Here is a 23,125-nt window from a genome sequence, read left to right on the forward strand (position 1 = left end):
GATAAACAGCAATGTGGGAGGGGGCTTGCCCCCGATAGCAATGGTTCAGCCAACACATTTGGTGACTGATACATCGCCATCGGGGCAAGCCCCCTCCCACATTGTCGAGCCCAATTCCAATCAGGCGATATCGCGCAACTCACGCCGCAAAATCTTGCCCACCGGTGTCATCGGCAACGACTCGCGCAGCACAATATGCTTGGGCACCTTGTACCCCGTGAAGTTGGTCTTGCAGTAGCTCTTCAACTCTTCAAGGCTCACGCCCTCGGCCCGCGCCACCACGAACAGTTTCACCGCCTCCCCCGTGCGATCGTCCGGCACGCCGATCACCGCGCAGTTGGCCACCGCCGGGTGGGCCATCACCACGTCTTCGATTTCGTTCGGATACACGTTGAAACCCGAGACAATGATCAGGTCCTTCTTGCGATCCACAATGCGGATGAAACCATCGGCGTCGATCACCGCAATGTCGCCGGTCTTGAGCCAACCCTCGGCGTCCAGGGTCTCGGCGGTGGCGACCGGTTGCTGCCAGTAGCCCTTCATCACTTGCGGACCTTTGATACATAGCTCGCCGCGCTCGCCCAGGGGCAACTCGACGCCCTCTTCATCAATCACCTTCATCGCCGTGGCCGGCACCGGGATACCTACGGTGCCCAGACGAGACTGCTTGCCATAGGGGTTGGTACTGGCAACGGGGGAGGTTTCAGTCAGGCCATAGCCCTCGCCGATTGTACAGCCCGTGATCTGCTGCCAGCGTTCGGCCGTGGCCTTGATCAGCGCGGTACCGCCGGAGTTGGTGAGCTTGAGGTGGGAGAAATCCAGGCTCTTGAAGTCCGGATGGTCCATCAGTGCCACGAACAGCGTGTTGAGCCCCAGCAACCCGGTAAAGCGCCAGTTCTTCAGTTCCTTGATAAAGCCGCCGATGTCGCGCGGGTTGGTGATCAGCACGTTGTGGTTGCCGGAGACCATCATGCACATGCAATTCGCGGTGAACGCATAGATGTGGTACAGCGGCAGCGGCGCGATCATCACCTCCTGCCCTTCCTTGATCAGCGGATGGCCATCTTCGCCAATCTGCGACATGCACGCGCGCACCTGCTGCATATTGGCCACCAGGTTGCCATGGGTGAGCATCGCGCCCTTGGCCAGGCCGGTGGTGCCGCCGGTGTATTGCAGCACGGCGATATCGTCGAGGCTCACCGGATGGCGGATCAGACCCTGCCCCGCGCCCATGCGCAACGCGCGCTTGAACGACACCGCACGCGGCAGGTGATAGGCCGGCACCATCTTCTTCACTTTGTCGACTACGGTGTTGACCAACCAGCCCTTGGCGGCGGGCATGAAGTCGCCCATCCTGGCTTCGATCAGGTAGTCGATCTCGGTATCAGTGCAGACCTCCTGCACCCGCGCCCCGAACAGATTGAGGTAGACCAGGGCACGAATGCCGGCGTCCTTGAACTGGTGGCGCATCTCGCGCGGGGTGTACAACGGGTTGGTGTTGACCACAATCAGCCCGGCGCGCAGCGCACCGAACACCGCAACCGGGTAGTGCAGCACGTTGGGCATCTGCACCGCGATGCGATCGCCGGGCTTGAGGTCTGTGTGCTGTTGCAGGTAGCCGGCGAACGCCGCGCTCTGGCGTTCAAGTTCGGCGTAGGTCAGCGTGATCCCCATGTTGCTGAACGCCGGACGGTCGGCAAAAGCCTTGCAGGAACGCTCGAAGACTTCGATCACCGACTTGTAGCTGGTGAGGTCGATGTCATTGGGGACACCCGCCGCGCGTTTGTCATTCCAGAAATCAGGTTGCATTATTCTTGTCCTCTTACCTGAGTGTGTCCGGCCGCTGCAGCTATAAAAAGCGTGCTGCTATAGAAAGCGGAGCTTTGGGGACGTTAGCAGTAATGGCCAAACAGGCAAATACAGAACTGAGCTTCATTAATTGCGTGAATCTTCCTACAAGGGCTTGCACAGATCAGCCGCAACCCTCGGGATGAGCTATACACTGCAACGACCCTGAGCAAAGGAACCGCCATGAACCACACCACCTTCTGGCTGACCGCGAATGACCGCAGCCGCCTGTACGTCAACCAGTGGCTGCCCGACGGCACGCCCAAGGCCCTGGTGATGCTGTCCCATGGCATGGCCGAGCACAGTGGTCGCTACGCGCGCCTGGCCCAGGCCTTGTGCGGCGCCGGCTACGGCCTGTATGCGCTGGACCAGCGCGGCCATGGCCGCACCGCTGACGAAGGTACGCTAGGGTTGTTCGCCGAGCAGGACGGCTGGAACAAGGTGGTGGGTGACCTGGCCAGTCTCAATCAGCATATCGGCCAGCACCAGCCGGGCCTTCCGATCATTTTGCTGGGGCACAGCATGGGCAGCTACATCGCCCAGGCCTACCTGCTGCACCACAGCGCCAGCCTGGACGGTGCGATCCTCAGCGGTTCGAATTTCCAGCCGGTGGCGCTGTATCGCGCAGCGCGAATCATCGCCCGCGCCGAACGCCTGCGCCAGGGCCCGCGCGGGCGCAGTGCATTGATTGAATTCCTGTCATTCGGATCGTTCAACAAGGCGTTCAAACCCAATCGCACCGGTTTCGACTGGCTCAGTCGCGACCCGGTTGAGGTCGACAAGTACATCCATGACCCGCTCTGTGGTTTCCGCTGCACCAACCAACTGTGGATCGACCTGCTGGGTGGCTTGCAGCAAATCAGCAAAGCGTCCAATCTCGCGCAGATCGATCCCGGCCTGCCGATCCTGGTGATGGGCGGCGAATGTGATCCGGTGAGTGAAGGCAAGCGTCTCAAAAGCCTGGCCAACGCATTGCGCGAGGCCGGCTGCCGGAACCTGCAACTGACTATCTACCCACAGGCGCGTCACGAAGTGTTCAACGAAACCAATCGCGACGAAGTCACAGCGGATGTGCTGACGTGGCTCGACCAGGCCTTGAGTTTGCGCAGGCCAGCCCGCTGCGAATAATTTTTCCTTTAAAATCATCCGTTTAAATTATCGATTAGCCACAGGATGCACCTTTAGATGACCCAGGTAACCAACACCCCGTACGAAGCCCTCGAAGTTGGCCAGACCGCCAGCTACAGCAAGACCGTCGAAGAGCGCGACATCCAACTGTTCGCCGCGATGTCGGGCGACCACAACCCGGTGCACCTGGATGCCGAATACGCCAAGGCGACCATGTTCAAGGAGCGTATCGCTCACGGCATGTTCAGCGGAGCGCTGATCAGTGCGGCGGTGGCCTGCGAGCTGCCTGGGCCGGGCACGATCTATATCGGCCAGCAGATGACCTTCCAGAAGCCGGTGAAAATCGGCGATACCCTGACCGTGCGTCTGGAAATCCTCGAGAAGCTGCCTAAGTTCCGCGTACGCATTGCCACCCGTGTGTTCAACCAGCGTGATGAGCTGGTGGTGGATGGCGAAGCCGAAATCCTCGCACCGCGCAAGCAGCAGGTAGTCACCTTGACCGAACTGCCGCCGATCAGCATCGGCTGATAGCCATTTCAGAGTCAGCACAATGCAAATGTGGGAGAGGGCTTGCTCCCGATAGTGGAGGATCAGTCATTGAAATATCGACTGATCTTCCGCTATCGGGGGCAAGCCCCCTCCCACAATTGTTACAGCGCAGGGCTTACGACTGAGCGCGAGCCTGGTTACGCAGGGCTTTCACCTGGTCGTGGTTACGTTGCACGCCGTGGAACTGACGTTCAACCAAGTCACGAATGCCCAGCAAGTTGTGCTTGTTGATCTTCTCGATGGCTTCTTTGTAAGCCTTCAACGCGTGGTCTTCACCGCGCTCGGCTTCGTTCAGCACAGCCTCTTCATCTTTACCGGTAACCATCGACTTCACGTCGACCCAGCCACGGTGCAGGGCACCGGCTACGCTACCGGAATCTTCTGGGTCACCGCCCAGGGCACGCACGGCCGTCTTCAGTTCGGCGGCGGCAGTGGCGCAGTCAGCGGAGCGCTTGGCAAACAGAGCCTTGAGTTCTGGGTGCTTGATATCTTCAGCGCATTCCTTGAAGCCTTTCTGGCCGTCGATGCTGGTCTCGATCAGGTCGTTGAGTACGGAGATGGATTCTTTGTTGATGTCGGTCATTTTTCAATTCCTTAGGCAGGTGAAGAAGGGTTGCCTTAGTGATTGCAGCGCCCGTGCCAGTTTTTTAGAAAATACTTTTATGTTTATTTTCAACAACTTAAAAATATTTGAACCATCTGTATGTACGTTATTTGCATGATCTGTCATTTGGCCTTCATGCAGAATGCCTGTATTTTCCAAGGTCTCGACGCAAACGCCTGAGCCTTCATGAACCCCGAAAAACTCGAACTGCTGATCACCCGCGAAATGCCCTTCGGCAAGTACAAGGGACGCATCATCGCGGACCTGCCCGGCCCGTACCTGAACTGGTTTGCCCGTGAAGGTTTCCCCCACGGCGAACTCGGCGGCCTGCTGGCCCTGATGCAGGAGATCGACCACAACGGCTTGTCCGAACTGCTGGAACCGCTGCGCGCCAAACACGGCAAACCCGCCCCTCGTCATTAGGAACCTATGCCATGCCATGGAATGCAGATAACGAAACCCACTGGCTGGCCATCGCCCAGCGCTATGCCCTGGAGCCAGGCCCGATCAACCTGGAAAACGGCTACTTCGGGCGCATGAGCCACGCGGTGCAAGCGCAGTACCTGGAGCACGTGGCGTTTATCAACCGCAGTAACGCAGTGCATGTGCGCCAGCGTTTCGAGCAGGGCGAGAACGAGACGATCCGCCGCCAACTGGCCGAGCTGATCGATGCCGACCCCGAAGCCGTCACATTCACCCGCAATGCCACCGAAGCGTTGCAGTCGTTGATCCGCAACTACAACCGCCTGCAACCGGGCGATCAGGTGCTGATCAGCGATCTGGAGTACGACACAGTGAAAGGCGCCATGCGCTGGCTGGCCGGCTACAGAGGGGTGGAGGTGATCGAAATGTCCCACGCTCATCCGGCCAGTTTCGACAGCTTGGTGCAGACCTATCGTGATGCGTTCGAGCGCTACCCGCGCCTCAAGCTGATGGCGCTGACCCACGTGACCCATCGCACCGGCCTGGTGATGCCTGTCGAGGCCATCGCCAGGGCTGCACGTGAGCATGACATCGACGTGATCCTCGACGGCGCTCATGCACTGGGCCAGATCGAGTTCAACCTCGTCGAGCTGGGCATTCAGTTCGCCGGTTTCAACCTGCACAAATGGATCGGCGCGCCGCTGACCCTGGGGTTTCTCTATATCGCCCCCGAACGCCTGGCTGACATAGATCCGGACATGGGCGAGTTCCACTACCCCGCCACCGACGTTCGTGCACGTACGTCGTACAGCACGCCAAACTTTCCGGCACTGATGACCTTACCCCTGGTGTTTGAAGAGCATCGCGCAATGGGCGGCGCGAAAGCCAAGGGCGCCCGGGTCAATTACCTGAGGGATTTGTGGGTGAGCCGGGTACGGCCGTTGCCGGGCATCGAGGTACTGACGCCGGACGATCCACGGCTGTATTGCGGGATTACGGCATTCAAGTTCATTGGCCGGGATCAGCAGGTAATGGCGGACCGGTTGCTCAAGGACTTCAACCTGTTTACCACCACGCGTGTCGGAGCGTCGTTCGGTACCTGCATTCGGGTGACGCCAGGGTTGCTGACGTCAGCGGCGGACATCGATGTGCTGGTCAACGCCATTACCGAGCTAAGCAGCGATTAAACGTGGGAGAGGGCTCAGTTTTTTGCAGGCAAAAAAAAGCGGTACACCGACCAAGTGCACCGCAAAAATGCCGTCAAGCACAGCAACAACGATTCGGTAAATCAGATCAGTCCAGCAGCGCCAGCGCCTCGGCGGTGACTTCCTGGATACGCGCCCAGTCGCCGTTCTTGACCCACTCCGGGTCAAGCATCCAGCTACCGCCCACGCACATCACGTTTTTCAACGCCATGTAGTTCTTGATGTTGGCCGGGCCAACCCCGCCGGTCGGGCAGAATTTCACTTCGCCGAACGGGCCGCCCAGGGCCTTGATGGCCGCTACACCGCCACTGACTTCGGCCGGGAACAGCTTGAAGCGACGATAGCCCAGGCCATAGCCTTCCATGATGCCCGAGGCATTGCTGATGCCGGGCAGCAGCGGAATCGGGCTGTGCACCGAGGCTTCCAGCAGGTCGCGGGTAATGCCAGGGGTGACGATAAATTGCGAGCCTGCCACTTCGGCCGCTTCAAGCATGTGGCGGTCGAGTACGGTGCCGGCGCCGGTGCACAGCTCAGGGCGCTGCTCGCGCAGGACCTGGATGGCCTTGAGGCCGAACTCCGAACGCAGGGTTACTTCCAATGCGGTCAAACCACCGGCGGCCAGGGCATCGGCCAGGGGCAGGATGTCCTGTTCACGGGCAATGGTAATCACGGGCAGGATCCGCGCCTTGGCGCAGAGGCTGTCGATCAGGGCAACTTTATCCGCCATGGACACGGTCGGTTGAGGGCTTTTCATAGCGGCTGATCCTTGGCTCATGGGCACCAGTAAATCTCTAAAGTAGGTTGCAAAAACGCGCGAATCGGCATGGCAGCAACGTCGTCACTGGCCAGCGCGGCGCTCAAGGTGGTCAATTTCGAACTGCCGGAGATCGACAGCACGGTGTAGTTGGCCGTGGCCAGCAGCGCGCGACTCATGGTCAGGCGCTGGTGCGGCACGGTCGGCGCCAGCATCGGCCAGCAACGGCGGGTACCGTCGGCCTGCAGGGCTTCGCTCAGGTTCGGGCTGTTGGGAAACAGCGATGCGGTGTGGCCGTCATCACCCATGCCCAATACCAGCACATCAATGGCTGGCAGTTCGGCCAGCAGGCGATCGGCCTGCCGGGCAGCGTCTTCAAGGTTGGCGGCGGCGCTGTACAAGCTGAGGAACTTGGCCTTGGCTGCCGGGCCTTGCAACAGGTACTGCTTCAACAAACCGGCATTGCTGTCGGCATGTTCCACCGGCACCCAACGCTCGTCGGCCAGGGTGATGGTGACCTTGGACCAGTCCAGGCCCTGCTTGGCCAGGTTCTGGAAAAACGCCACGGGGCTACGGCCACCGGACACCACCAGGGTCGCTTCGCCACGGGCACTGATGGCCGCGCGCAGTTGTTCGGCCACGTCATTGGCCAGGCCGTCCGCCAGCAGCGCGGGCGTACGGTACTCATGGGCAGTGACGCCCTGAGGCAGTTTCAATTCAGATATCGCCATACCATGACCTCCCATCCCGCGTGATCAGTGCAATCGAGCTCATCGGCCCCCAGGACCCCGCCGCGTACGGCTTGGGCGCATCGCCGGACTTCTTCCACCCGGCGATCAACTGGTCACACCACTTCCACGCGGCTTCGATTTCATCTTTGCGAACAAACAGGTTCTGATTGCCGCGCATCACTTCCAGTAACAACCGCTCGTAGGCATCCGGGATACGGGCGCTGCGGTAAGTGTCGGAAAAATTCAGTTGCAGCGGACCGCTGCGCAGTTGCATGCCCTTGTCCAGGCCCTGCTCCTTGGTCATCACCCGCAAGGAGATCCCTTCGTCCGGTTGCAGGCGAATGATCAGCTTGTTGCTGATCTGCAGGCGCTGCTCAGGGGCGAAGATATAGTGGGACGGTTCCTTGAAGTGGATCACGATCTGCGACAGCTTTTGCGGCATGCGCTTGCCGGTACGCAGGTAGAACGGCACCCCGGCCCACCGCCAGTTACGGATATCGGCGCGCAGGGCAACGAAGGTCTCGGTGTCGCTCTGGGTGTTGGAGTTCTCTTCTTCCAGGTAACCCGGCACCGGCTTGCCAGCGCTGTAGCCAGCGATGTACTGGCCGCGGACCACCTGGGTAGTCAGGCCATCCGGGCTGATCGGTGCCAGCGCCTTGAGCACCTTGACCTTCTCGTCGCGGATACTGTCGGCGGACAGGTCGGCGGGCGGGTCCATGGCAATCAGGCACAGCAGCTGCAACAGGTGGTTCTGGATCATGTCGCGCAGTTGGCCGGCCTTGTCGAAGTAACCCCAACGGCCTTCGATCCCGACCTGCTCGGCCACGGTGATTTCCACGTGGGAAATGTAGTTCTGGTTCCACTGGGTTTCGAACAGGCTGTTGGCGAAACGCAGGGCGATCAGGTTCTGGACAGTTTCCTTGCCCAGGTAGTGATCGATACGGTAGGTGCGGTTTTCCGGGAAAAACTGCGCCACGGCGTCGTTGACCTTACGCGAGGATTCCAGGTCCGAACCGATGGGTTTTTCCAGCACCACCCGGGTATTTTCCGCCAGGCCGACCTTGGACAGGTTCTCGCAAATCGCGCCGTACACTGCAGCCGGCGTGGCAAAGTAGGCAATCAGGCGTTGCTCGGTGCCGGCGATTTCAGCCAGGGCCACGTAATCGTCGGCTTTCATGAAGTCGACGTGAACATAGGTCAACCGCGCGAGGAAACGCTGGGCGACGCTCTCGTCCAGTTCCTTGCCGACGTACTTGCGCAGTTCTTTTTCGATATGGGCCAGGTGCTGTTGCTCGGAACCGGCTTCACGGGCCAGGGCCAGGATGCGCGTGTTGTCGTGCAGCAGCCCGGCGCCATCGAGTTGATAGAGGGCAGGAAATAACTTGCGCAGCGCCAGATCACCCAAGGCGCCAAACAGGGCAAAGGTGCAGGGTTCTACGGTTATCGAAGGCATGATGTTTGTTCTTTTATCAAGTTAAGCTACAAATACCTTTTTTCAAGGCATCACTCAAGGAAAAATGTAGTAATAACCACAACATTTTCCCGAAATACGCATTCCGAGTGGTGGTGTTCAGCTACCCTCAGTAGGATAGGCCACCGCAAAGGGCTACTCGTCGGTGAGTTGCCGCCCTTTATTTGCATCGTCGCCCGAAGGAAAGACTGAATGGACCGCGTGCGAAATCTTCTGGAACAGATCCGGAACCGCCTCGAAGAACTGAACAAGGCTGAGAAAAAAGTCGCCGAGGTCATCCTGCTCAACCCGCAGCAGGCGACCCGCTTCTCGATCGCAGCCCTCGCCCAAGCCGCCTCGGTCAGTGAACCGACGGTCAACCGTTTCTGCCGTTCGTTCGGCGTCAGCGGTTACCCTGAACTTAAATTGCAGTTGGCGCAAAGCCTGGCCAGTGGCGCAGCGTACGTCAGCCGCGCCGTGGAGGCCGATGATAACCCTGAGGCCTATACACAGAAGATCTTTGGCAGCGCGATTGCCTCGCTGGACGCCGCCTGCCAGGCCCTGGACCCGGCCTTGATCAGCAAGGCCGTGGATTTGCTGATCCAGGCCCGGCAGATCCACTTCTTCGGCCTCGGCGCGTCGGCGCCGGTGGCCATGGATGCGCTGCACAAGTTCTTCCGCTTCAACCTGGCGGTGACCGCCCACGCCGACGTGCTGATGCAGCGCATGATCGCGTCAGTGGCGCATACGGGCGAGCTGTTTGTGATCATCTCCTACACCGGGCGCACCCGCGAGTTGGTGGAAGTGGCGCGCATCGCCCGGGGAAATGGCGCGTCGGTGCTGGGTGTGACCGCCGAAAACTCGCCGCTGGCCAAGGCCAGTACGGTAAGCCTGAACATTCCGCTGCCGGAAGACACCGACATCTATATGCCGATGACCTCGCGGATCATCCAACTGACGGTACTGGATGTGCTGGCGACCGGCATGACCTTGCGCCGTGGCGTGGATTTCCAGCCGCATTTGCGCAAGATCAAAGAGAGCTTGAACGACAGCCGGTATCCGGTGGGGGATGAGTTCAACTAGGCCTGCCTTTGTGTTGGCTGTACTGGCCTTATCGGGGGCAAGCCCCCTCCCACATTCGACTGCATTCCCCTGTTGAAACCCGGTCAATTGTGGGAGGGGGCTTGCCCCCGATGAGGCCACCCGCAACACCGCTAAACGCCAGCCCTGGCCTGCAAACTCAAATGCGCCCTCTCCCCCGGCGCCAGGCTCGCCCCGGCCATCGCCGACTCCACACAGACAAACCCCGACGCCTCGTTGAAACTGACGCCCAATAGCGGCCGGCTGCCGGGATGCCATACGACGGTGTCGGCGCTGTCACCGGTGTCGATGCACAACTCGCGCTGCCAGGCGTGATCCTTGAGGTGCAATTCGCCCTCATGCTGGAACACCCGCTGGCATCCGCCATCTACCCGTAGTTCACCTTCCTGCTGGCAAACCTGGCGGTTGAGCTGGTCATAGCCTTGGGCCCCATCGAGTCCAGACAGCGCTATCTCACCGACGTTGCCGATACGCCAATAGGCATGCAACGCATGGCTCAGTTGGCACGGCAGTTCGTCCTGGTGCTCGGTGCTGAGGCGCAGTTCCAGGGCCTCGCCCAGGTGCGCATGCAGGTCGACCTGCCAGTCGCATAACTGCAACTGCCAATGCAGGCGTACGCCGTCGTCGTCGCTGGCGCTGTCGAGCAGCTTCCAGTCGATCAGCCGCGCCCAGCCATGGGAGGGCCAGGCGTTCTCGCTCGGGTGGCGTCCATACCACGGCCAGCACACGGGCACACCACCACGGATGGCGCCGACCTGCGGCCACTTGGCCGCGCACCACAGCCAGGGTTTCTGGCCGCGGGGTTGGAAATGCAGCAATTGCGCGCCCTGACGACTGAACACCGCCTGACACAGGGGATGGTCGATCACCAACACATCGCGCATCTGGAAGCGTTCCCAGGCAAACACCGGACGCTCGCGCAGGGATTTGAAAAAGCGTTGGAGCGGATGCTCATGCATGTGCCACGGTCCTGAATATCGTCACAGTGCCACCCAAAAAAAAGCGGATAGCCATGGCTACCCGCAAAATGCGCACAGAGAGAAGGAGCTTATCGCAACAGCGTTAGAACGTAGACTGAATTTTCAGGCCAGCCACCAGCGCGTTGTCGACTTTATCCACGCCGCCCGGTTGGACAACGTATTGCAGGTTGGGACGCACGGTCAGCCAGTTGGTGACGTGGAAGCCGTAGTTGATTTCGAAGTTGTACTCGGTTTCGCGAATAGGCGTGTACAGCGGATTGTCGTAATCACTCACACCATTGGCGACGTTAAGCAGTTCGGCGTTTTTCTTCACGTCATTGTTGACGTGCAGGCGCGCAGCGCCAATGCCGACGTCATCTTTTGGACGCGCGTCGAATGGGCCTTTGTACACCAGCATCAACGACTGGTAGTTATCGACCAGGTTGGTTTCCTTGTCGTGGAAGGTCGCGTTGGCTGCGATGTTCAAGCCACGGGAAGCGTCGCCGTTATGGGTGGTGAGTTGCTGTTGGGCAACGAACCAGTAGCCTTTCTTGCTGCTGCGGGTACGGAAGGCGGCGCCAGTGGTAGCAGCGTCGTTGCCGTTGACGTCTTCACGTACGTCCGCGGCATCGGCGGCGCTCTTGTAGTAACCCACACGGTATTCGCCCGGCAGGTTGTTAACCTTCGGCGACCAGACCAATTCCACCGGAATCACGGTACCTTTGGTGCCGCTGCCGCTGAGCTTGAAGCCGTTGCCGTGCTCCAGTTGCGATGGGTTCTGGTTGTAGGCACCGATTTGCGCATACAGCTCAGGCGTGATGTTGTACTTCACGCGGATCGCGGCCTGGGCAACCGGCCAGTTGTACCAGGTATTTACATAGTTACCCACTTGCGAGCCGCAGAACGACAGGTTCTGGAAGTCGCATGGGAAGGTGTTGAAGTCTTCGCCTTCACCGAAGTAACCCAGCTTCACGTCCAACTTGTTGTCGAACATCTGGTGCTGGATCCAGAACTGGGTCAGACGCACCATGTGGCCGCGACCGTAGACTTCCATCGACGAACTCAGCGTGCCGGCACGCGGGTCGCCAATGCGGTCGTTGGAGATGTTCTGGCCATTACGGTTAGTCAGCTGGATCTTGGCCTGGGTGTTATCCCAGCCCCACAGCTTTTGCAGGTCCAGCGCTACGCCCAGACCGAACTGGTCGGAGTAACGGCCGGTTTTGTCGTCGTTATAGCCGCCGTGCAGGTTGGCGCCCATTTCCCCTACGTAGTCAGCCTTGATGTCGATACCTTGCTCGATCAGCTTGGTACGCTCACCGCCCCAATCGCCGGTCATCCACTTGGAATCGGCGCTGAATGCATCGGCCGCCATCGCATTGGCGGACAGTACAAGGGCTGCTGCTGCTGACAGTTGGCAGATCAGCCGAGTGTTGTTGTGTTGCTTTTTCATCCCTACATCCTCGTCTTTATTGTTATTAAACTGTTTTTATCTAACGCGGGTTACTTTTTTTCATCTAAAACAACAACTTATCTACTTCAGCGACCTTTGAATTGGGCCACATTGTCCGCATGCCCCTGTGCGGGCAATGAAGAAGCAGTGCCGAGGCGCTCGCCAGTGTTGGCGTCGAACAGCAATACCTTGGATGGATCGAATTGCAGTGTCAGGGTCTCGCCCACCTGCGGCGCCACATCAGGCGCCAAACGGCAGCAGACCTTGGTGTCATTGAGCTGCACAAACACCAGTGTGTCCGGCCCGGTCGGCTCGGTGACCTGGACCTCGGCACGAATGCTCGATGAACCATTGCCCTCACCCGCCGCCAACACGATCTGCTCCGGGCGCAGGCCCAGAATCACATCACGGTCTTCCAGACCGGCGTCGTTCATACCCAGCGGCAATTCACAACGCGCCTGGCCGCTGTCGAGCAGCGCCACCAGCCCCCCGTCCTTGCGTTTTAGGCGCATAGGAACGAAGTTCATTGGTGGTGAACCGATAAAGCTTGCCACAAATAGGTTAGCAGGGTCGTTGTAAATTTCTTTCGGCGTGCCAAATTGTTGGATGATGCCGTCCTTCATCACCGCCACTTTATCGCCCAGGGTCATCGCTTCGATCTGATCGTGGGTGACGTAGACCGTGGTGGTTTTCAGGCGCTGGTGCATCAGCTTCATTTCGGTGCGCATCTCGACGCGTAGCTTGGCGTCGAGGTTGGACAGCGGTTCGTCGAACAGGTAGATCTTCGGGCGACGCGCCAGGGCACGGCCCATGGCCACCCGCTGTTGCTGGCCGCCGGACAATTGGCCCGGCTTGCGGTTGAGCAGGTGCTCGATCTGCAGCAGCTTGGCCACACGGGCCACTTCGGCGTCGATGTCGGACTGGGCCATCTTGCGAATCTTCAGGCCGAACTCGATGTTCTCGCGCACGCTCATGGTCGGGTACAGCGCGTAGGACTGGAACACCATGGCGATGTCGCGATCCTTGGGGCTCATGCCGCTGACATCCTGGTCACCGATCATGATTGCGCCGCCGGTGATGGTCTCCAGGCCCGCGATGCAGTTCATCAGCGTGGATTTACCACAGCCCGAGGGACCGACCAGGATCAGGAATTCGCCTTCCTTGATCGACAGTTCGATGTTCTTCAAGGTGTCGGGCAGGCCGGCGCCATAGGTCTTGTTTACATTGCGAAGTTCAAGCGTAGCCATGATTACCCCTTGACCGCGCCGGCCGTGAGGCCGCGCACGAAATACTTGCCTGCGATCACATAGACCAGCAGGGTCGGCAGCCCGGCGATCATCGCCGCCGCCATATCCACGTTATATTCCTTGGCCCCGGTGCTGGTGTTGACCAGGTTGTTCAGCGCCACCGTGATGGGCTGGGAGTCGCCGCTGGAGAACACCACGCCGAACAGGAAGTCATTCCAGATCTGGGTGAACTGCCAGATCAGGCAGACCATGATGATCGGGGTCGACATCGGCAGGATGATCAGACGGAAGATGGTGAAGAATCCTGCACCGTCCAGTCGCGCCGCCTTTATCAGCGCATCGGGAATGCTGACGTAGTAGTTACGAAAAAACAGCGTGGTGAACGCCAGGCCGTAGACCACGTGCACAAACACCAGGCCGGTGGTGGTGCTGGCCAGCCCCATCTTGCCGAGGGTGAACGAGGCCGGCAGCAAAACGGTCTGGAACGGCAGGAAGCAGCCGAACAACAGCAAACCGAAGAACAACTGTGAACCACGGAAGCGCCAAAACGACAGCACATAGCCGTTCAACGCGCCGATGGCGGTAGAAATCAACACGGCCGGCACGGTGATCTTGATCGAGTTCCAGAAGTAACCGTCGACGGTGGCCCAGGCCTTGACCCAGCCGATGCCGGTGACCACGGTTGGCCAGCTCAGCAGGTTGCCGGTACTGATGTCTTCCGGGGTCTTGAAGCTGGTGAGCAGCATCACCACCAGCGGTACCAGGTACAGCAGTACCGCGAGGATCAGCACCGCATAGATCGCGATGCGACTCAGGCTGATGGCAGGTTTGGAGGCGAGACTAGTCATGACGCTTGGTCCTCAGCTCGGAATACAGGTACGGCACGATGATCGCGAGGATCGCACCGAGCATCAGGATTGCACTGGCCGAGCCCATGCCCATCTGGCCACGACTGAAGGTGAACGAGTACATGAACATCGCTGGCAGGTCGGAGGAGTAACCCGGGCCGCCAGCAGTCATCGCTGCCACCAGGTCGAAACTCTTGATTGCAATGTGTGCCAGGATCATCACCGCACTGAAGAACACCGGACGCAGGCTTGGCAGCACCACGCTCCAGTAGATGCGCGGCATGCTCGCGCCATCGATCTGCGCGGCACGGATGATCGACTGGTCCACGCCACGCAGGCCGGCCAGGAACATCGCCATGATAAAGCCAGAGGCTTGCCACACTGCGGCGATCACCAGGCAGTAGACCACGCGATCCGGGTCGATCAGCCAGTCGAGACGGAAGCCTTCCCAGCCCCAGTCACGCAGGAGTTTGTCCAGGCCCATGCCTGGGTTGAGCAGCCATTTCCACGCCGTACCGGTGACGATCATCGAGAGCGCCATCGGGTACAGGTAAATGGTGCGGATAAAGCCTTCGCGACGAATTTTCTGGTCGAGGAAAATCGCCAGTGTCACGCCGATCACCAAGGTGATACCGATAAACATCCCGCCGAAAAGGGCCAGGTTCTTGCTCGCGACCCACCAGCGATCGTTGTCGAACAACCGCTCGTATTGCGCAAGGCCCGCCCATTTGTAGCTCGGCAGGAACGTAGACGTCGTGAACGACAGTACAAACGTCCACAGGATGTAGCCGTAGAAGCCCACCAACACGATGAACATGCTGGGCGCCAGCACCAGTTTGGGGAGCCAGCGCTGCAGTGCATCGAACGGCGAGGCTTTGCTGAACACAGCAACAGAACTCATGGGGAAATCCAATACAGGAAAAAAGGACTACAGGAACAGGCCTTGTGAGGGGTCAGGGGGCCCCCTCACAAGGTCAACCGTTACTTGGCAGACTTGATCGCAGCGCCGAGTTTCTTGGCGGTGTCGGCCGGGTCGGCTTTCGGGTCGTTGATGTAGTTGGTCACGACATCAAAGAACGCACCTTGCACGGCCAGGGTGGTGGCCATGTTGTGCGCCATGCTTGGCTGCAGGCCGCCGGTCTTGGCGTCGGCCAGGAAGTCCTTGGCCGCGGTCTGGGCGCAGGAGTCGAAGCCGAGCTTGTCCATTTCATTGAGCATGTCGGTACGAACCGGGATCGAACCCTTGTTGATGCTGAACACCTTCTGGAAGTTTTCACCCAGCACGACCTTGGCGATGTCCTGCTGGCCAGCGGCAGTGCCTTTGTCTTTCTGCTTGAACACCGCCAGGGAGTCGATGTTGTAGGTGAAGGCCTTGTCGGTGCCTGGGAAGGCTACGCACTCGTAATCCTTGCCGGCGACTTTCTTGGCAGCGGTCCATTCGGACTTGGCCCAGTCACCCATGATCTGCATACCGGCCTTGCCGTTGATGACCTTGCCGGCCTCGAGGTTCCAGTCCTGGCCTTTGCCGTCGACGTCCATATAGGTCGCGACTTTCTTCAGCTCGGTCAGGGCCTTGACCATCTGCGGACCGGTCAGCGCGCCGTTATCCAGGTCGACCAGGGCTTTCTTGTAGCCATCGGCCCCCATCACCGATAAGACGACGGCTTCGAACACGGTGCTGTCCTGCCAAGGCTGGCCACCGTGGGCGAGCGGGATGAAGCCCGCGGCCTTGAGCTTGTCGCCGGCTGCGTAGAATTCTTCGAGGGTGGTCGGGTTCTTGGTGATACCGGCTTTCTTGAAGACGGCCGGGTTGATCCACAGCCAGTTCACGCGGTGGATGTTGACCGGTACGGCGACATAGTCACCGTCGAACTTCACGGTATCGGAGACTTTCTTGTCGAGCAGGGAGTCCCACTTTTCTTCTTTCGCGACGTCTTTGAGTACGTCGGTATCGAGCAGGCCAGTAGACGCCCATTCCTGGATGTCCGGGCCTTTGATCTGGGCAACACCTGGCGGGTTGCCAGCCACCGCGCGGCTTTTCAGCACGGTCATGGCTGTGGCGCCACCGCCACCGGCAACGGCGCCGTCTTTCCAGGTGAAACCATCTTTCTCAACTTGGGCCTTCAGGACATCTACGGCCGCTTTCTCACCACCGGAGGTCCACCAATGCACAACTTCAACCGTCCCTTTCGAGTCGGCGGCAAAAGCACTGAGGGGAAACAACGAGGCGACGGAAATAGCGATGGCGAGGCGATTAATCGCGTTCATCTGAGTACCTTTTTTTTGTTGTTATGCATGCAAGTCTGGAGCTTGCGCTGCACGGAGTTTAAACAGGGATGTTGCAAGCGCAGGTAACAAAGGGATGCACAAATGTCACCATCTGGTGACATAGCACCCCTCTGCCAAGGCGCTGGCCATGCTTGGGGACAAGGGCAGTGCAGGCAGCACTACCGCTTGCCAGGCGTGATACAGGTCCGGTTTGCCACCCCATATCCGACTGCTGGGCTGGTTATGCGGGCTGAGTTCGTGGTGCCAACTGCCATGGGCTCGATCAATAAAATGGGTGTCACAAAACTCCCAGAAGCACCGGTACCAGGTTTCATACTGCAACTCGCCGGTACGCTTGAGCAAAGCCTGGGCGGCGGCGCTGGCTTCGGCGTGGGTCCAGTGCAGGCGCTCGCGCACTACCGGGCGGTGGTTCCAATCCAGGGTGTAGACGATGCCGGGGGCACCATCCACCGCCCATGCAGACTCGCAGGCACTGGCGAACAGGCCTTTGGCGGCGGTCAACAGCCAGCCCGGCGTGGCCAGGCCGGCTTGCAGGCGTGCGGCTTCCAGGTGCAACACCAGGCGAGCCCATTCGAAACCGTGGCCAGGGGTGATGCCGTAGGGGCGGAATCCGTCAGCGGGGTTGTCTTCGTTGTAGTCGAGCAAGGGTTGCCACTGGGCGTCGAAATGCTCGATCACCATGAATTGGTTGCCGGCGGCGTGGGTCTGGATCACACGCTCGACGATACGCAAAGCACGGTCCAGCCAGCGGGTATCGGCGGTGACATCGGCCAGGGCGAGAAACGCTTCGGTGGCGTGCATGTTGCTGTTGGCGCCGCGATAGGCTTCGACGCTGCTCCAGTCCCGGGCAAAGGATTCGAGCATCACGCCCTCCTCCTCACTCCAGAAGAACTGGTCGATGATAGAGACGGCATCGTTCAGCAAGGTTTGCGCACCGGGTGCACCCACCGCCACCGCCGAGCTCGCGGCCAGGGCGACAAAGGCGTGCAGGTACGCGGCCTTACCGGTGTTGCCATCCAAGGCGCGAGGGGCGGCGAACCAGCCACCATGTTCGCTATCGCGCAGCGGGCCACTGAGCGCGGCGACCCCATGTGCGACCAGCTCGGCATAGCCCGGTACGCCCATGGCGTGGGCCATGGCGAAGCTGTGGGTCATGCGAGCGGTGTTCATGGTTTCGGCCTGGGCATTGGCTGGCAACTGGCCTTGATCGTCCAGGTTGCCAAAGCCTTCAGGCAAGCGGGCGGCCTTGGCGAATGACAGCAGGCGCTGGCCTTCGTTGGCGAGCCAGGCGTGATGGGCAGGTGCGTTCAGCCAACTGCTGGCAGGCAGTGGTTGCGTGGTCATGGGTAGCCCTTTTTATTTTTTATGGGATGGGCCCGAGTCTAAACAAGGGCGGGACGAGGGCAAGTAACGAAGGGGATGGGAAATGTCACCGGATGGTGACATTCACACCACTGAGTTGGCTATGGGGAGCGGGCAAGCCCTAATGCCGTTCAGTTAAGCGTACATCGCCTTCTGTAGGAGCGAGGGGGACGCCTAGTTCTTGCTCGCGAAAAACGTCAACGATAACGCGTGTTTCCTGAATCAACGCGGCGCCTGTGAGTTTTTCGCGAGCAAGCTCGCTCCTACAAAAAAGCCTTAACTGAACGGCATTAGGGCAAGCCCGCTCGCCACACGCAAGCCCTCGCCACAGGCACACTCAGGAGCGAGTGTTACTGGATGAGTGGCGTGACAGCCGCCGGCGCATTGAGGCGCTGATTCAGGTTTTGCACCTGGCTCTGTAAGGTCGTGATATTGCGGGTGGTCTGGATGCGGAACACGTCGAACTCTTTGTTGGTCGGCGCATCGCTATTGGCTGACTGGTTGTCCTGGGCGCTCTTGAGGACCATGACATCCTGTTCCAGCCGGGCGACGGCGGCGCTTGGGTTGCCCTGTTTCTTCAAGGCCGCCACGTCGGCGGCCAGCTCCCTGATCTCGGTATCACGCTTGCTGGCATCGACCTGCGCCGCCTTGAGGGTCGCCACGGCATCGGTCAGGGCCTGCACCTGGCCTTGCAGCTTGGCGTTGGCGGTCGACAGGTCGGTGGTGCTGGCGGTCATTTGCGCCAGGCGCTTGTCCAACTCGGTGGCCTGGCCGGCCACGCCCACTTGCTGCTTGCTCTGCTCCAGCAACTGGGTTTCCAACTGCTTGATCTGCAGTTTCAGCGCTTCGCTGCCGTTGTTCACGCTGGCCTCGCTGGCCACCACCTTGCCGGAAATATCCTGCAGGCGCCCCGCCGCTTCTTCACTGATGCGCGCAAAGCTTTCCTGGGTGGCGACCAATTGCTGGCCCATCAGGGAAATCTGCTGGAAGCTCCACCAGGCCAGGCCGGCAAAGGCGATCAGCAGCGCACCGACCAGCGCCCACAATGGCCCGGTGCTGGCGCTCTTGACCTTGACCACGGGGGTACTGCGCGAGCGCACGGACGTGGCGGGAGTCGGCACGAAATCATCGTCATCCCCGATGTCGGCCCGCAGGCTGGGAACATTGTCAAAATCGTCATTAGCATCGTTACGCATGAATCAACCTTGAATCGGTGAGGGAGCTACCTGGAACGCCGAGCGACGGGAGTATAAACCGCAGTCCCGCTGCACTGATCGACCCGGAACCCGGAATTCGGTTCCCGATGTGTTGCTGGTTATGAGCTTACTTCAAGTCAGGGTCCTGGGCTTTCCACCAACTGCAGAACTCGTCGAGGGCCGCCCACAGGCTGACCTTGGGCTCGTAGTCCAGATAATGCCTGGCCCGGCTGATGTCGAGGGTGAAATTTTTGTTCATCACCTGCATGCCCAGGCGCGACAACGCCGGCTCGGGGCGCCCGGGCCACATCGCACAAAACGCCTCGTTCAACGCCGCTACGCTGTAGGACAAGCCATACGACCGGTAACGGGTAACCTGAGGCATCCCCATCTGGCGCATCACGTAGTTCACCACATCCCACACCGGCACCGGCGTACCGTTGCTGATGTTATAGGCCTTGCCCAGCGCCGAACCGGTGGCGAGCAAGCCGCTGAGCAGCGCTTCGTTGAGGTTGTGCACGCTGGTGAAGTCGACCTTGTTCAGGCCGTCGCCGACGATGGCCAGGCGGTTCTTGCGCTGCATTCTCAGCAGGCGCGGGAAGATGCTCATGTCGCCGGCGCCGGTGACAAAACGCGGGCGCAGGGCCAGCACTTCGAGGCCGAACTCCTGGGCGCCGAACACCTTCTGCTCGGCGAGGTACTTGGTGGCGGCGTACGGGTGCTTGAAACGCTTGGGCACCTGCTCTTCGGTCAGCCCGAGGTGATCGCGCCCGTCGAAGTAGATCGACGGCGACGAAAGGTGCACCAGGCGCCTGACCCGTTGCTTGAGGCAGGCTTCGACCACGTTTTCGGTCACCAGCACATTGCCTTGATGGAAATCCTGATAACGCCCCCACAACCCGACAGCGCCGGCGCAATGCACCACGGCTTCGACATCGCGGCACAGGTCGCGCACCAGGTCGGCGTCATTCAAATCACCCTGGATAAACTCGGCGCCGCGCCGTACCAGGTGTTCCACACCTTCGGCGCGCCGCCCGTTGACCCGTACGTCCAGGCCCTGCTCCAGGGCGAAACGCGCAAAGCGCCCGCCGATGAAGCCGCTTGCGCCGGTGACCAGAATTTTCATGTATTACCCCGTGTTCTTTCGTTTTTCATCGCTGCTGCCTTGACGCCTGCCATCACTCCAACGGCACCAACCATTGACCACAGGCCTGAGCCAGATGGTCGGTCAATAAGCCCAGCAGTTGCCCGCCACTGCGCCAATGATGCCAGTACAACGGTACATCGATGGGCTTATCTGGCAATAACTCAAGCAACACGCCCTTTTGCAACTGGTCGCGCACCTGCAACTCCGGCACCAGGCCCCAGCCGAGCCCGGCTTCAGTCAAGCGAATGAAGCCTTCGGATGATGGGCATAAATGATGTTCAAAACCGCCTTCTACTCCAAGAGAGGCCAGGTAACGGTGTTGCAGGAAATCATCAGGGCCGAACACCAAGGCGGGCGTGCGCGCCAGTTCATCGGCACGCACGCCTGCCGGGAAATGCCGGGCAATAAAGGCCGGGCTGGCCAACGCCCGATAGCGCATGGCCCCCAGCAACAGGCTGCGTGCACCGGCCACCGGGCGTTCGCTGGCACAAATGCAAGCCGCCACTTCGCCGGCGCGCATGCGTTTGAGGCCAACGGTCTGGTCTTCCACCACCAGGTCCAACAACAAATGCTGCTCGGCGCAAAACTCGCTGACGGCCTCGGCCCACCAAGTGGCGAGGCTGTCGGCATTCAGGGCGATACGCAGGCGCTCGGGCATGCCCTCTTCGTCCAGTGCCGGCACCTGGCTTTGCAGGTCACGCTCCAGCAACCGCACCTGCTGCACATGGTTGAGCAGGCGTCGGCCGATATCGGTGGGTGTCGGCGGCGTAACCCGCACCAGCACCGGCTGGCCGACCCGCGCTTCCAGCAATTTGATGCGCTGAGAGATTGCCGACTGCGACAGCCCCAGCACCTGTGCGCCGCGTTCGAACCCGGCCTGTTCCACCACCGCCGCCAGGGCGGAGAGCAATTTATAGTCGAACATCAGTTTCTCTAATGAGCGATCAGCAATATTGGTTTTTCTTATACAACTCGCCCCATGAGAATAGCCAGCATTGCTTCTCTCTTTAAAAGGAACCTCACATGGCTGGCGAAACCGCCCTGGCGACCCTGCTGCGCAGCATGAGCCCGCAGTTGAACACGGGTGAGTATGTGTTCTGCACCCTGCCCGACCACCGTATCCCTGCGGGTTGCGAGGTCATCGGCAGCTTTCGCGAACCGCAAGGCCTGACGTTGATCCTGGAACGCCAGCAAGCCGAACTGGCCGGGCTGCCCTTCGACTATGTGGCGGCCTGGATCACCTTGAATGTGCATTCGGCCCTGGAGGCGGTGGGCCTGACCGCCGCCTTCGCCGGCGCGTTGGGCAAGGCCGGCATCAGTTGCAACGTGATTGCCGGGTATTACCACGATCACCTGTTTGTCGGCCATGCGGATGCCGAACGCGCCATGGACGTACTACGGCATTTGGCGGCGAACGCGGAGTAAACCCTATGTGGCAAAGCTATCTGAATGGCCTGTTGGTGGCCCTGGGCCTGATCATGGCGATCGGCACGCAAAACGCATTTGTATTGGCGCAGAGCCTGCGCCGTGAACATCACCTGCCAGTGGCGGCATTGTGTGTGGTGTGCGACGCGATTCTGGTCGCCGCCGGGGTTTTCGGCCTGGCGACGGTGTTGGCGCAGAACCCGCTGTTGCTGGCAATTGCCCGCTGGGGTGGGGCGGCGTTCCTGCTGTGGTACGGCACCCTGGCGTTGCGCCGGGCGTTTTCCAGACAAAGCCTGGAGCAAGGCGGCAACCTCAAGGTGCGTTCATTACGCGCGGTCATGCTCAGTGCCCTGGCGGTGACGCTGCTCAATCCCCATGTATACCTGGACACGGTGTTGCTGATTGGCTCGCTCGGCGCGCAGCAGACCGAACCCGGCGCCTACGTCGCCGGCGCAGCCAGCGCTTCGTTCCTGTGGTTCGCCACGCTGGCGCTCGGCGCGGCCTGGTTGGCACCCTGGCTGGCACGCCCGGCAACATGGCGCCTGCTGGACATGCTGGTGGCCGCGATGATGTTCAGCGTCGCTTATCAATTGATTGCTGCATGACGAATATTCCAAAACGCTCTGGAACCTCTATCCCACACAGTTGTTGCGTGGTTTTGCCGTACCCCCGGTGCTATGATCCGGACCCTGCGCCGCAAAGAGTACAAACTCCCCGGCGCTTGTTTGGCCGCCCGTGATCGGCCTTGCGCTCACCGCAACTGACCTGATTAGGAGAATCATCATGGCTTTCGAATTGCCGCCGCTGCCCTACGCACACGATGCCCTGCAGCCGCACATCTCCAAGGAAACCTTGGAATATCACCACGACAAGCACCACAACACCTATGTCGTGAACCTGAACAACCTGGTGCCTGGCACCGAGTTCGAAGGCAAGACCCTGGAAGAGATCGTCAAATCCTCTTCGGGCGGTATCTTCAACAACGCCGCTCAGGTCTGGAACCACACCTTTTACTGGAACTGCCTGGCGCCAAACGCCGGTGGCCAACCGACCGGCGCACTGGCTGAAGCGATCAACGCTTCGTTCGGTTCGTTCGACAAGTTCAAGGAAGAGTTCACCAAGACGTCCGTCGGCACCTTCGGTTCCGGTTGGGGCTGGCTGGTGAAAAAGGCTGACGGTTCCCTGGCCCTGGCCAGCACCATCGGCGCCGGCAACCCACTGACCAGCGGCGACACCCCGCTGCTGACCTGCGACGTCTGGGAACACGCTTACTACATCGACTACCGCAACGCCCGTCCAAAGTATGTGGAAGCGTTCTGGAACCTGGTCAACTGGAAGTTCGTGGCTGAGCAGTTCGAAGGCAAGACCTTCACTGCCTAAGCAACCCTTGCAGTAGAAAGAGCCCGGCA

At 60.1% G+C, this 23,125-nt stretch carries 23 protein-coding genes; 8 read left to right on the forward strand and 15 right to left on the reverse strand.

Features of this window, described 5'->3' with window-relative positions; genetic code table 11:
• Positions 1 to 120: 120 nt before the first annotated feature.
• Positions 121 to 1,809 (reverse strand): long-chain-fatty-acid--CoA ligase FadD2, encoded by a 1,689-nt coding sequence (fadD2, locus tag AB7933_RS26135; RefSeq protein ID WP_024077078.1) that lies wholly within the window; start codon positions 1,807 to 1,809, stop codon positions 121 to 123.
• 222 nt (positions 1,810 to 2,031) lie between these two features.
• Here fadD2 and AB7933_RS26140 point away from each other — a divergent pair, with 222 nt between their 5' ends.
• Together AB7933_RS26140 and AB7933_RS26145 are read left to right on the forward strand one after the other, a co-directional pair.
• On the forward strand, positions 2,032 to 2,976 hold the full coding sequence (locus tag AB7933_RS26140) for an alpha/beta hydrolase (RefSeq protein ID WP_024077079.1): 945 nt from the start codon (positions 2,032 to 2,034) through the stop codon (positions 2,974 to 2,976).
• Positions 2,977 to 3,033: 57 nt separating this feature from the next.
• Positions 3,034 to 3,504 (forward strand): MaoC family dehydratase, encoded by a 471-nt coding sequence (locus AB7933_RS26145; protein WP_024077080.1) that lies wholly within the window; start codon positions 3,034 to 3,036, stop codon positions 3,502 to 3,504.
• Positions 3,505 to 3,640: 136 nt separating this feature from the next.
• Here AB7933_RS26145 and AB7933_RS26150 read toward each other — a convergent pair whose 3' ends face one another.
• Positions 3,641 to 4,108 carry a ferritin-like domain-containing protein gene (locus AB7933_RS26150; protein WP_024077081.1) on the reverse strand — a complete coding sequence of 156 codons (468 nt, stop codon included), beginning with the start codon at positions 4,106 to 4,108 and terminating at the stop codon, positions 3,641 to 3,643.
• A 207-nt stretch (positions 4,109 to 4,315) separates the two neighbouring features.
• On the opposite strand from AB7933_RS26150, the gene AB7933_RS26155 reads away from it, so the two are divergent.
• Complete coding sequence (locus tag AB7933_RS26155) at positions 4,316 to 4,552, forward strand: DUF3820 family protein (protein WP_003213031.1); 237 nt, start codon at positions 4,316 to 4,318, stop codon at positions 4,550 to 4,552.
• 11 nt (positions 4,553 to 4,563) lie between these two features.
• On the forward strand, positions 4,564 to 5,739 hold the full coding sequence (locus tag AB7933_RS26160) for an aminotransferase class V-fold PLP-dependent enzyme (protein ID WP_024077082.1): 1,176 nt from the start codon (positions 4,564 to 4,566) through the stop codon (positions 5,737 to 5,739).
• Between the two features lie 106 nt (positions 5,740 to 5,845).
• Here the strand turns inward: AB7933_RS26160 and AB7933_RS26165 are convergent, their stop codons facing one another.
• From AB7933_RS26165 to zwf, 3 genes are read right to left on the reverse strand one after another with little or no spacing between them, the layout of a single operon-like run.
• Positions 5,846 to 6,511, reverse strand: a complete 666-nt coding sequence (locus tag AB7933_RS26165) for a bifunctional 4-hydroxy-2-oxoglutarate aldolase/2-dehydro-3-deoxy-phosphogluconate aldolase (RefSeq protein ID WP_025858441.1) — start codon at positions 6,509 to 6,511, stop codon at positions 5,846 to 5,848.
• A 17-nt stretch (positions 6,512 to 6,528) separates the two neighbouring features.
• Positions 6,529 to 7,242, reverse strand: a complete 714-nt coding sequence (gene pgl / locus AB7933_RS26170; RefSeq protein ID WP_041161006.1) for a 6-phosphogluconolactonase — start codon at positions 7,240 to 7,242, stop codon at positions 6,529 to 6,531.
• Positions 7,229 to 8,695, reverse strand: coding sequence for a glucose-6-phosphate dehydrogenase (gene zwf, locus AB7933_RS26175; RefSeq protein WP_024077084.1), 1,467 nt, complete (start codon positions 8,693 to 8,695; stop codon positions 7,229 to 7,231). The genes pgl and zwf overlap by 14 nt, the downstream gene beginning before the upstream one ends.
• A 219-nt stretch (positions 8,696 to 8,914) precedes the next feature.
• On the opposite strand from zwf, the gene AB7933_RS26180 reads away from it, so the two are divergent.
• Positions 8,915 to 9,775 (forward strand): MurR/RpiR family transcriptional regulator, encoded by an 861-nt coding sequence (locus AB7933_RS26180; RefSeq protein WP_172831385.1) that lies wholly within the window; start codon positions 8,915 to 8,917, stop codon positions 9,773 to 9,775.
• Positions 9,776 to 9,906: 131 nt separating this feature from the next.
• Here AB7933_RS26180 and AB7933_RS26185 read toward each other — a convergent pair whose 3' ends face one another.
• The 10 genes from AB7933_RS26185 to AB7933_RS26230 form a co-directional block, all read right to left on the reverse strand.
• Positions 9,907 to 10,752 (reverse strand): D-hexose-6-phosphate mutarotase, encoded by an 846-nt coding sequence (locus tag AB7933_RS26185; RefSeq protein WP_024077086.1) that lies wholly within the window; start codon positions 10,750 to 10,752, stop codon positions 9,907 to 9,909.
• A 103-nt stretch (positions 10,753 to 10,855) separates the two neighbouring features.
• A complete protein-coding gene (locus AB7933_RS26190; RefSeq protein ID WP_024077087.1) occupies positions 10,856 to 12,202 on the reverse strand; it encodes a carbohydrate porin in 1,347 nt (448 codons plus the stop codon).
• An 86-nt stretch (positions 12,203 to 12,288) separates the two neighbouring features.
• Positions 12,289 to 13,449, reverse strand: a complete 1,161-nt coding sequence (locus tag AB7933_RS26195) for an ABC transporter ATP-binding protein (RefSeq protein WP_024077088.1) — start codon at positions 13,447 to 13,449, stop codon at positions 12,289 to 12,291.
• Between the two features lie 2 nt (positions 13,450 to 13,451).
• Entirely contained in the window at positions 13,452 to 14,297 is an 846-nt protein-coding gene (locus tag AB7933_RS26200; RefSeq protein WP_024077089.1) for a carbohydrate ABC transporter permease, read from the reverse strand.
• Entirely contained in the window at positions 14,290 to 15,198 is a 909-nt protein-coding gene (locus AB7933_RS26205) for a carbohydrate ABC transporter permease (RefSeq protein ID WP_024077090.1), read from the reverse strand. Before AB7933_RS26205 ends, AB7933_RS26200 begins: the two co-directional genes overlap by 8 nt.
• A gap of 80 nt (positions 15,199 to 15,278) precedes the next feature.
• Positions 15,279 to 16,565: an ABC transporter substrate-binding protein gene (locus AB7933_RS26210; RefSeq protein WP_024077091.1), complete on the reverse strand. Its 1,287-nt coding sequence runs from the start codon at positions 16,563 to 16,565 to the stop codon at positions 15,279 to 15,281.
• A 105-nt stretch (positions 16,566 to 16,670) separates the two neighbouring features.
• The gene (locus AB7933_RS26215) at positions 16,671 to 17,930 is read right to left on the reverse strand and encodes an AGE family epimerase/isomerase (RefSeq protein ID WP_024077092.1); all 1,260 of its coding nucleotides are present in this window, start codon (positions 17,928 to 17,930) and stop codon (positions 16,671 to 16,673) included.
• A 368-nt stretch (positions 17,931 to 18,298) separates the two neighbouring features.
• A complete protein-coding gene (locus AB7933_RS26220) occupies positions 18,299 to 19,144 on the reverse strand; it encodes an ATPase (protein ID WP_024077093.1) in 846 nt (281 codons plus the stop codon).
• A gap of 127 nt (positions 19,145 to 19,271) precedes the next feature.
• The gene (locus AB7933_RS26225) at positions 19,272 to 20,270 is read right to left on the reverse strand and encodes an NAD-dependent epimerase/dehydratase family protein (protein ID WP_024077094.1); all 999 of its coding nucleotides are present in this window, start codon (positions 20,268 to 20,270) and stop codon (positions 19,272 to 19,274) included.
• 52 nt (positions 20,271 to 20,322) lie between these two features.
• On the reverse strand, positions 20,323 to 21,216 hold the full coding sequence (locus AB7933_RS26230; RefSeq protein WP_024077095.1) for a LysR family transcriptional regulator ArgP: 894 nt from the start codon (positions 21,214 to 21,216) through the stop codon (positions 20,323 to 20,325).
• Between the two features lie 98 nt (positions 21,217 to 21,314).
• Between AB7933_RS26230 and AB7933_RS26235 the strand changes: the two genes are divergently transcribed.
• The 3 genes from AB7933_RS26235 (at position 21,315) to sodB (ending at position 23,096) form a co-directional block, all read left to right on the forward strand.
• Positions 21,315 to 21,716, forward strand: a complete 402-nt coding sequence (locus AB7933_RS26235; protein WP_024077096.1) for an ACT domain-containing protein — start codon at positions 21,315 to 21,317, stop codon at positions 21,714 to 21,716.
• 5 nt (positions 21,717 to 21,721) lie between these two features.
• Positions 21,722 to 22,321: a LysE/ArgO family amino acid transporter gene (locus AB7933_RS26240; RefSeq protein WP_024077097.1), complete on the forward strand. Its 600-nt coding sequence runs from the start codon at positions 21,722 to 21,724 to the stop codon at positions 22,319 to 22,321.
• Positions 22,322 to 22,499: 178 nt separating this feature from the next.
• Complete coding sequence (sodB, locus tag AB7933_RS26245) at positions 22,500 to 23,096, forward strand: superoxide dismutase [Fe] (protein ID WP_024077098.1); 597 nt, start codon at positions 22,500 to 22,502, stop codon at positions 23,094 to 23,096.
• Positions 23,097 to 23,125: the final 29 nt, after the last annotated feature.

Source organism: Pseudomonas gorinensis (assembly GCF_042015035.1).
GTDB lineage: Bacteria > Pseudomonadota > Gammaproteobacteria > Pseudomonadales > Pseudomonadaceae > Aquipseudomonas > Aquipseudomonas gorinensis.

Coding starts and splice junctions, on each gene's coding strand:
- AB7933_RS26165 (WP_025858441.1), bottom strand. CDS start 6,511: ATGAAAAGCCCTCAACCGACCGTGTCCATGGCGGATAAAGTTGCCCTG.
- AB7933_RS26210 (WP_024077091.1), bottom strand. CDS start 16,565: ATGAACGCGATTAATCGCCTCGCCATCGCTATTTCCGTCGCCTCGTTG.
- AB7933_RS26230 (WP_024077095.1), bottom strand. CDS start 21,216: ATGTTCGACTATAAATTGCTCTCCGCCCTGGCGGCGGTGGTGGAACAG.
- AB7933_RS26145 (WP_024077080.1), top strand. CDS start 3,034: ATGACCCAGGTAACCAACACCCCGTACGAAGCCCTCGAAGTTGGCCAG.
- sodB (WP_024077098.1), top strand. CDS start 22,500: ATGGCTTTCGAATTGCCGCCGCTGCCCTACGCACACGATGCCCTGCAG.
- zwf (WP_024077084.1), bottom strand. CDS start 8,695: ATGCCTTCGATAACCGTAGAACCCTGCACCTTTGCCCTGTTTGGCGCC.
- AB7933_RS26220 (WP_024077093.1), bottom strand. CDS start 19,144: ATGCGTAACGATGCTAATGACGATTTTGACAATGTTCCCAGCCTGCGG.
- AB7933_RS26225 (WP_024077094.1), bottom strand. CDS start 20,270: ATGAAAATTCTGGTCACCGGCGCAAGCGGCTTCATCGGCGGGCGCTTT.
- AB7933_RS26140 (WP_024077079.1), top strand. CDS start 2,032: ATGAACCACACCACCTTCTGGCTGACCGCGAATGACCGCAGCCGCCTG.
- AB7933_RS26150 (WP_024077081.1), bottom strand. CDS start 4,108: ATGACCGACATCAACAAAGAATCCATCTCCGTACTCAACGACCTGATC.
- AB7933_RS26200 (WP_024077089.1), bottom strand. CDS start 14,297: ATGACTAGTCTCGCCTCCAAACCTGCCATCAGCCTGAGTCGCATCGCG.
- AB7933_RS26240 (WP_024077097.1), top strand. CDS start 21,722: ATGTGGCAAAGCTATCTGAATGGCCTGTTGGTGGCCCTGGGCCTGATC.
- AB7933_RS26190 (WP_024077087.1), bottom strand. CDS start 12,202: ATGAAAAAGCAACACAACAACACTCGGCTGATCTGCCAACTGTCAGCA.
- AB7933_RS26205 (WP_024077090.1), bottom strand. CDS start 15,198: ATGAGTTCTGTTGCTGTGTTCAGCAAAGCCTCGCCGTTCGATGCACTG.
- AB7933_RS26195 (WP_024077088.1), bottom strand. CDS start 13,449: ATGGCTACGCTTGAACTTCGCAATGTAAACAAGACCTATGGCGCCGGC.
- pgl (WP_041161006.1), bottom strand. CDS start 7,242: ATGGCGATATCTGAATTGAAACTGCCTCAGGGCGTCACTGCCCATGAG.
- AB7933_RS26235 (WP_024077096.1), top strand. CDS start 21,315: ATGGCTGGCGAAACCGCCCTGGCGACCCTGCTGCGCAGCATGAGCCCG.
- AB7933_RS26160 (WP_024077082.1), top strand. CDS start 4,564: ATGCCATGGAATGCAGATAACGAAACCCACTGGCTGGCCATCGCCCAG.
- AB7933_RS26155 (WP_003213031.1), top strand. CDS start 4,316: ATGAACCCCGAAAAACTCGAACTGCTGATCACCCGCGAAATGCCCTTC.
- fadD2 (WP_024077078.1), bottom strand. CDS start 1,809: ATGCAACCTGATTTCTGGAATGACAAACGCGCGGCGGGTGTCCCCAAT.
- AB7933_RS26185 (WP_024077086.1), bottom strand. CDS start 10,752: ATGCATGAGCATCCGCTCCAACGCTTTTTCAAATCCCTGCGCGAGCGT.
- AB7933_RS26215 (WP_024077092.1), bottom strand. CDS start 17,930: ATGACCACGCAACCACTGCCTGCCAGCAGTTGGCTGAACGCACCTGCC.